The sequence below is a fragment of the Fibrobacter sp. UWT3 genome, assembly GCF_900230125.1.
Classification (GTDB): domain Bacteria; phylum Fibrobacterota; class Fibrobacteria; order Fibrobacterales; family Fibrobacteraceae; genus Fibrobacter.
In genome coordinates, this window is sequence record NZ_OCSS01000002.1 from 883,078 (window position 1) to 890,179 (window position 7,102).

General features: G+C 58.0%; 7 protein-coding genes. 5 read left to right on the forward strand and 2 right to left on the reverse strand.

What is annotated here, in order from left to right:
• Positions 1-72 precede the first annotated feature (72 nt).
• A complete protein-coding gene (locus tag CRO08_RS11565) occupies positions 73-1,245 on the reverse strand; it encodes an acetate/propionate family kinase (protein WP_097036303.1) in 1,173 nt (390 codons plus the stop codon).
• Between the two features lie 186 nt (positions 1,246-1,431).
• Here CRO08_RS11565 and CRO08_RS11570 point away from each other — a divergent pair, with 186 nt between their 5' ends.
• The 5 genes from CRO08_RS11570 to CRO08_RS11590 all read left to right on the forward strand — a co-directional run bounded on the left by CRO08_RS11570 (position 1,432) and on the right by CRO08_RS11590 (position 6,498).
• Positions 1,432-1,962 carry a phosphatase PAP2 family protein gene (locus CRO08_RS11570; protein ID WP_073114858.1) on the forward strand — a complete coding sequence of 177 codons (531 nt, stop codon included), beginning with the start codon at positions 1,432-1,434 and terminating at the stop codon, positions 1,960-1,962.
• A 9-nt stretch (positions 1,963-1,971) separates the two neighbouring features.
• The gene (locus tag CRO08_RS11575; RefSeq protein ID WP_097036304.1) at positions 1,972-2,685 is read left to right on the forward strand and encodes a histidine phosphatase family protein; all 714 of its coding nucleotides are present in this window, start codon (positions 1,972-1,974) and stop codon (positions 2,683-2,685) included.
• A gap of 107 nt (positions 2,686-2,792) precedes the next feature.
• On the forward strand, positions 2,793-3,296 hold the full coding sequence (locus CRO08_RS11580) for an RNA polymerase sigma factor (protein ID WP_097036305.1): 504 nt from the start codon (positions 2,793-2,795) through the stop codon (positions 3,294-3,296).
• Positions 3,293-4,129, forward strand: coding sequence for a hypothetical protein (locus tag CRO08_RS11585; RefSeq protein WP_141398352.1), 837 nt, complete (start codon positions 3,293-3,295; stop codon positions 4,127-4,129). The genes CRO08_RS11580 and CRO08_RS11585 overlap by 4 nt, the downstream gene beginning before the upstream one ends.
• Positions 4,129-6,498, forward strand: coding sequence for a caspase family protein (locus CRO08_RS11590; RefSeq protein WP_097036307.1), 2,370 nt, complete (start codon positions 4,129-4,131; stop codon positions 6,496-6,498). The genes CRO08_RS11585 and CRO08_RS11590 overlap by 1 nt, the downstream gene beginning before the upstream one ends.
• A 29-nt stretch (positions 6,499-6,527) precedes the next feature.
• Here the strand turns inward: CRO08_RS11590 and CRO08_RS17380 are convergent, their stop codons facing one another.
• Complete coding sequence (locus CRO08_RS17380) at positions 6,528-6,860, reverse strand: glycoside hydrolase family 3 N-terminal domain-containing protein (RefSeq protein WP_255252338.1); 333 nt, start codon at positions 6,858-6,860, stop codon at positions 6,528-6,530.
• Positions 6,861-7,102 lie beyond the last annotated feature (242 nt).

Below are 7,102 nucleotides of genomic sequence, written 5' to 3' on the forward strand. Positions count from 1 at the left end.
AAGTGCAGGGTTGGCGCTCACTTTCGCAACCGCCCCAGCTTAACGCAGGGGGCTTGTTGCTCACGGTTACTGCTATTTAACGAGCGCTTCAGTATCCAGCGCGAAGAGCAGTTCTTCGTTCGTCGCAACGACCATCGCGGTCGGGGTGCCGTCCTTGCTAATGATGTGGCCGGATTCCTTGCCGTTCTTCTCGTTGCGGGCTTCGTCGATCTGGTAGCCGAGAATCTTGAGGTTGTCCATCGCCATCTTGCGGACAAGCTTGCTGTTCTCGCCGATACCGCCGGTGAACACGAGCGCGTCGATGCGCGGGAGTGCCATGGCGATGCCGCCGATTTCGCGGGTGAGCCTGTAGGCGAACGTTTCGAGGGCAATCTGTGCGCCCACATGGCCTTCGCTTGCGGCCTGCGTCAGGGTGCGCATGTCGTTAGAAAGTCCGGAGAGGCCGAGCAGGCCCGATTCCTTGTTCACGAGCTTGTCGAGGCGGTCGATATCGTAGCCGTATTTTTTGCTGATGAAGAAGAGCACTGCCGGGTCGATGCTTCCGGAGCGGGTGCCCATGATGAGGCCCTCGAGCGGGGTAAAGCCCATGGTGGTGTCAACGCACTGGCCGTTCAGAATGGCGGAGCAGCTGGAACCGTTACCGAGGTGAGCGGTAATGAAGCAGCAGTCTTCCGGCTTTTTGCCGAGAATCTTGGCGGCTTCGCCGGTCACGAAGCGGTGGCTCGTGCCGTGTGCGCCGTAACGGCGGATCTTGTCTTCTTCGTAGAACTTGTAGGGAATGCCGTAGAGGTAGGCCTTGCGCGGCATCGTCTGGTGGAAGGCGGTGTCGAACACGGCGACCTGCGGGAGGCCCGGGAAGAACTTGGTGGCGCATTCCATGCCGGTGGCGTGTGCGGGTTCGTGGAGCGGGGCGAACAGCGTGATGCTGCGGATATAGTCGATGACTTCTTGCGTTACCTTCTCGCTCTTGACGTACTTGCCGCCGTGCACCACGCGGTGGCCGATGGCTTCAATCGTGTCGGTGAGCTTCTGCTCGGCGAGGAACTTCTGCACTTCGGCGACGGCTTCGGCGTGCGTGGGGCAGTCGAAATTGAAGTCGATGTTGCCTTCGGGGCCCTTTGCCTTCACGTGGCCGTTCACGCCGATATTTTCGACGAGGCCGCTAGAGATGGATTCCTTGGTCTGGGTGTCGATAACGGCGAACTTGACCGAAGAACTGCCGCAGTTAAGAACGAGTACGCGCATTGTAGTTTCCTTTTTGGACGATAGACGATAGACGATAGACGATAGATTGAGCGCCAAATTTAATCTTTCGTCTTTCGTCTGTAGCCGCGTGGTTCGGCGAGCTCACCAACCTAAACGGCGTTCTTTCGTCTAAATAATAGGAATTTTGCCGACGGTTTGCGAGAGGAATAATGTACATTTACCTTGATGCTCAAGAAAATCGCAGATTTTGACAACCGCGTTTCGGTGTACTGGACCAACAGGCATTTTTCGCCGAAGGTCGACCGTTGGCTCAAGTTTTACGTGCGCCTGGGTGACGGCTATATATGGGCGCTGTTCGTGCTGTTCATTATCTGGCGTGTCGGGTTCGACAACTTTTTGCCCATCCTGTGGCAGGCCCTGATGGCACTCGCCATGAGCCTCGTGATTTACGAGGTAGTGAAGCTCAATACCAAGCGTCCGCGCCCGTTTGCCGCGAACCCGCAGATCAAGGCGGAAGTCCCGCCGCTCGACAAGTACAGCTTCCCTTCGGGCCACACGATGAACAACCTCGCCGTTGCGAGCGCCGTGACCTTCATTGTGCCGCAGTACGGCTGGGTGATGCTCCTGTTGCCGCTCACCTGGGGGCTTTTGCGCGTGTACTTTGGCGTGCACTGGTTGACGGATATCGTTTGTGGTTTCTTGCTCGGCATATTGAGCTTTGTGCTCGGGCACCTGCTGTGGATTGCGATATTCTAGGAGGCGGCGATGCGGGATTTTGTACAAGCTAAGGACTTCTTTGCAGATCTCAAGTCGACCGAGCGCGTGTACCTGCTGATAAGGCATGCCGAAAGGCCGCACATCACAGCTGCAGATGCCGATTACGGGGCGCACGTGGGCCTGACCGCTGCGGGGCGCGAGCACGCCGTTGCACTCGGCAAGATGTTCCCGCCGGAGGGCGATGCGGTGTACTACTCCAGTCCGGTAGGCAGGTGCATGGATACCGCGAAGTGCATCGCGGAAGGCCGCGCTCTTGCGGGTTATTGCGGTGGTTCGCAGGTTGCGGGCTCGCCGGATACAGGATGCGCGCCCGGCGCCTCCCTGCCCGATATCACCCCGCTGGCGGTTCTCGGGCACCTCTACGTGAAGGATTATCCCTCGTACCTTGACGTGCTCAACGAACGCTTTTACCAGAATATCTGCAGCTGGATTGATAGCGACGACCACCCCGCATTCTACCCGCTGCACGAGCGCGCCGAGGAAGTGCGCAAGTTCATGCTCGAGAAGGGGACTGCGCGTTTCAATATCTTCGCGACGCACGATGCCTGGGTGGTGCCGACGCTCGTGCACTTCTGCAAGATGCACTTTACGCCGCAGCGCTGGATGAACTACCTCACCGGAATCGCTTTTGTTGTGAACAGCGACGGGTTCGAGCGCGTAGTGCCCGTGACCGGCATGGAGAGCGGCTGGCTGGAATTCTAGAAGGCTCGCCTTTGCGAAAATACGGACTACTGGAAAAAAAACAGTAAAAAACGAAAAAATTCTAAATTTGCGGTGACACTTTTGACCTCCCCGGGTGTTACAAAGGCATGGAAAGGAAAAGTCCCGCAGACCGCATGGCATTTTCGAAACTGTACGAGGCATACGCCCCGATGGTTTTCCGCCGTGCCATGATGCTCCTGCGCGATGTAACCGAGGCCGAGGACATGGTGCAGAACGTGTTTCTGCGCGTGTTCGAACGCTGGGACAGCCTGGATGTATCGCAGCCGTCGAGCCTCTTGTGGAATACGGCGACGAGGCTCTGCCTGAACCGCATCCGCGACAAGAAGCGCCGCGGGCTCGATTGCGATACGAGCGAACTCCTGCTCTCGATTGCCTGCGCCGATGACGACGAAGGCGAAAAGGAAGCGAGGGGCATTCTCGCGAAACTGTTCTCGCGCGAGCCGGAATCCAGCCGCACGATTGCCGTGTTGCATTTTGTGGACGGCATGACGCTCGAAGAGACTGCCCGCGAGGTGGGGCTCTCGGTAAGCGGGGTGCGCAAGCGCTTGCGTGGCCTGCAGGCCAAGGTAAAGAATCTGGAGGTAAAGTGATGATCCCCGATTGGAAACTGGAACGATACCTTACGGGCGACTTGCCCGAGGGCGAGATGCGCGAGATTCGCGAACTCGAGAAGACGGACGAGATTTTCGCCGGTCGCGTGAAGATGATGCGCGAGGACAACGCGGCAATTCTGAAGAAGTTGCCGTTTGAAAGGCTTTCCGAGAAGATGGAGGCTCGCGAGTTTGGCGCGGGTTTAAACGGCACGGGTCGTGACATGTTTATCTCTGGTAAGGGGATGCCCGCCGGTTTTAAACTCGTGAAGTTCGCTGCCGCTGCGGCCCTCGTGCTTGCGGTGGTATCGGTGGCGCTCTTTAGCCAGCGCGAAATCGGCCCGGATGCCGGCACGCAGGTTGCTGGCAGTGCGCAGGTGATGGACGTCGCGATGGTCGACGCCTCGGAAATTCCGGGCGGTGCCGGCGACACCCGCATCAAGGGTCTGGATGCCCGCATGGAAGTGTGGAAGAAGACGGGCGACAGCGCGGTGCAGATGCCGAACCTGGGCGAGGCACGCGAGGGCGACGAGATTCAGTTGCGATATGCCGTGCCGGAAAAGTGCTTCGGTATGCTTTTTAGCATGGATGGCAACGGTACGCTCACGATGCACATGGCCGATGGTTCCAGTGCGGTTGCGCTCGAGCCGGGCAAGATGACGACGCTCCCGTTTGCATACAAGCTGGACAACGCGCCGAAATTCGAGAAGTTCTTCTTGCTCACGTCGCGTGCGGCGTTTGAGCTGGACGCGAACAACATCGACGCATTGCTCAAGAGCAAGGACGTGCACAACGTGAGCATCACGCTGCGCAAGGTAGGGGGAGTGAACTAATGAGGAATATTATCGAGAAGCTGGACGCGTCGATTACGCTCCAGGTGATTTCACTGATTGCATTGCTTGTTTTTGCGGCGGTTACCAACACGAATGCGGCTATGACTGGCGCGGGTTTAAGCGGCGCAGTTGTAAATGCCGGTTTAAACGGTGTTACTGCTATTGCGGGTATAAACGGCGCCGCGCCGCAGGGCGATAACGCGCGCATCAACCGCTATGTGGTGGCGGTAAGCGCGAACTATGGCGGGCAGGGCCGGCCGGTGCTGCGCTATGCGGAAAGTGACGCAAAATCGTTCGCGAAGGTGCTCGGCGAGATGGGCGGCGTGCAGGCGGGTAACGTGATTCTGGTGAAGGAGCCGGGCGTGGCCGCCCTCCAGAAACAGCTCGACGGTCTTGACGCGAAAATCGCGCAGGGCAAGAACGCAGCGGGCCGCAACGAGGTGCTGTTTTACTACAGCGGGCACGCCGACGAGAAGGGACTCCGTCTCGGGAATGAAGTTTATGCCTGGAAGGAACTGCGCAAGCGCATCGACGCGATGAAGGCCGACGTGAAGATTGCGGTTATCGATGCCTGCGGCTCGGGTGCTATCACACGCCTGAAGGGCGGTGTGGCGGTGCCCGCGTTCATGGTGGACCAGAGCAGCGACATGAAGGGTTACGCGTTCATTACCAGCAGCACGCAGGATGAATCTAGCCAGGAAAGCGACAAGCTCAGGGGTTCGTTCTTCACGCATTCGCTGGTGAGCGGGCTCCGCGGCGCCGGTGACCTGAGCGGTGACGGAAAGGTTACTTTGTCCGAAGCGTACCAGTTTGCCTTTAACGAAACTCTCCAGCGCACCGAGAAGACGATGGGCGGCGCCCAGCACCCGAGCCGCGACATGAACCTCGCGGGAACGGGCGACGTGGTGATGACTGATTTGCGCAGCACAAGCGCGGGCCTCGAACTTGACGAGGACGTGGATGGCCGCCTGTTCATCCGTGATGCAAACGGCGAACTCGTCGCGGAACTCTACAAGAAGGCAGGCCGCGCGATGAGCCTCGGGTTCCCTGCCGGTAAGTACACCGTACGCCTGGAACGCCCTGCGGAATTCAGCGAGGCGGTGGTGACGCTCCAGAACAACCGCCGCGAAAAGCTTTCGCACAAGCAGTTTGCCGCCGTGAGTGCCGAACAGACGACGCTGCGTGGCGAAATCGGCGGGAATAGGGTTTGCTCTGACGGCGATACCATCGCATGCTCGCTCGACTCCCTCGATCACAACGGCAAATACCGTGTGACCTTCAATGCGGTGGACAGCGACAAGGAACCGCGCAAGGGAATCCAGATTGGTTTCTTTGTCGCAGAGGCCGATGACTACATGCTTGGAACGCAGCTGAGCCTTATCGCGAACGTCGCGAAGAAGGAAATGCACGGCTTGCAGGTGACCGACATCTACAACGGCGCGAACGCTCATTTCGAAGGCGCGCAGATTAGCGGCATGATCAACTACGCGCAGTCCTTTGACGGGGCACAGATTGCATCGACGCTCAATATCGCGGGCAAGAATTCCACGGGCGCGCAGGTCTCGGGTACGGCGAACTTCATCGCCGATTCCCTCAATGGCGCCCAGGTTTCTCCGGCCCTGAACTATGCGGGCCAAGCCGACGTGCAGGTGACTGCCGCCTTGAACATTGCGGGCGAGGCGGGTGTACAGGTTGATGCTGCCATGAATATCGCCGGGGAATCCGACGTGCAGGTGACTGCCGCCTTGAACATTGCGGGCACTGTCGAAGGCGCGCAGGTGAGTACCATTAATATCGCGGGCCGTGCGAACGGAAGGCAGGTCGGTATAATCAACATCTGCGGCACGTGCGAATCCACCCCGATAGGGCTCATCAACATCGTGGGTAACGGCGTGTGGAGCGTGACTTCTTCCGTAAACGAGATGGGTGCGCTCGGGCTTTCGCTCCACTTGGGCACGGCCTACCTGTTTACCGCCTTCGAAGGCACCCGCGAATTCGAGAAGGGTTCGAACTTCAAGCACTTCAGCGACATGTACGAAATGGGTCTCGGTCTCGGTACGCAGTTCGGCAAGTACGGCAACCACTTTGAACTCGAGTACATGTTCCTCAATGCACGCGAAGGTTTCAGCATGGACACGGACGAGGATGATATCAACTTCCATCACCGCCTGCGTCTGGGCTTTGTGCACAAGCTGTTCCCGGGCTTCGGCCTGACTGTCGGCGGCACGGTGAACGTTGTCAGCGAGGGCTCTGCGGACAAGGTGCTCATCAAGCCCCGCAGTGAATACCACGACGATTTCAGCGCCAATGGGCACAATGCGCGCTGGTGGCCGGGCTTCTACGCCGGTCTCACCGTGGGAAGGTTCTAGCTTATACGAAGGTCGCTACTTGCGGCCTTCTACTTTTTCAAATCGAGAATCCGCTTGACGCTTTCGTCGATGCGGGTTTCCTTTATTTCGCCATCTTCGACCGCCTTCACGACGGCATCGAATACCTGCGTGAATTCGCGGGAGCAAAGCACCACGTCGACGCCCGCCTTGAGGAAGGCGGGCGCGGTGCATTCCGCAAGTGCCTCGATGGTGGTATCCATTGCTCCGGGGCCTGTCACCGGCCCGCTCGAGGAGTCGTCACCACATGCGACAAGGAATGCGAGCGTGCCTACTGCAAATGTCATTCTGGAGGCTCGCAGAGCCGATAGAATCCAAGGTGACTTTTCACTAGTCATTTTCATTGTTCCCATATACACCTTTGGTACTGTTCTGTGTATTCCCGGAAATACAATAAGAAACGCCTGTAATTAGGCTCACAGGCCATGCTATGCCTAATGAGAACATTAAGTGACACTTTTCGTGCCTTCGGGTGTTTAAATGGCAAATGGGCTTTTCCATTTGCTATTTTTGCATGAAACGCGGGAACTTTTTTGAAATTTTGTATTAGTATCATCGCCTTGTTGCTCACGACCGCCGCCTTCGC